The organism is Pseudomonas oplopanacis, from assembly GCF_057128725.1.
On sequence record NZ_JBSKHV010000053.1, the window covers coordinates 1 to 539 of the forward strand.

At 66.0% G+C, this 539-nt stretch carries 1 protein-coding gene; it reads left to right on the forward strand.

Annotated features, from left to right (window positions below; genetic code table 11):
• Positions 1–539: LolA family protein (locus tag ACWKV5_RS29670; RefSeq protein WP_483844155.1), on the forward strand; the 539-nt coding region annotated here is incomplete at both ends.

Below are 539 nucleotides of genomic sequence, written 5' to 3' on the forward strand. Positions count from 1 at the left end.
CGCGCGTGGGTTGCCGCGCTGATGCTGAGCGCGTGCACATTCGCCAGCGCGGCATCGACCGAAGGTCCACAGGGAAGCACACTCGTCTCGCAAGTGGCGGCGCAATTGGCACAGGCCCGTGGCGTGCGCGCGCAGTTCGTGCAAACGCAATCGCTGCAGGCCATGCAGAAGCCGCTGGTGAGCAACGGCACGCTCCTGTTCATGCGCGATCAGGGCGCAGTCTGGCGCATCGAGCAGCCGACCCGCATGACGTACGTGATAACCGACTCCGGTGTAACCGCGCTGGATGCGAACGACAAGCCCATGCGCGGCGCGCGCAACGCCGCCGGTGTGGCGCAGGTCTCTCGCATGATGCGCGCGATGCTCGCTGGCGACCTGTCGGCGCTGTATTCCCAGTTCAACGTCAATGCACAGGGTAACGTCGGCCGCTGGCATCTGAAGTTGACCCCCGCCCAGCCACAGTTGGCACAGGCTCTGCGCGGGTTGGATCTGTCGGGCGACACCTACGTGCGGAGCATCCGCATCCAGTCGGCCAGTGG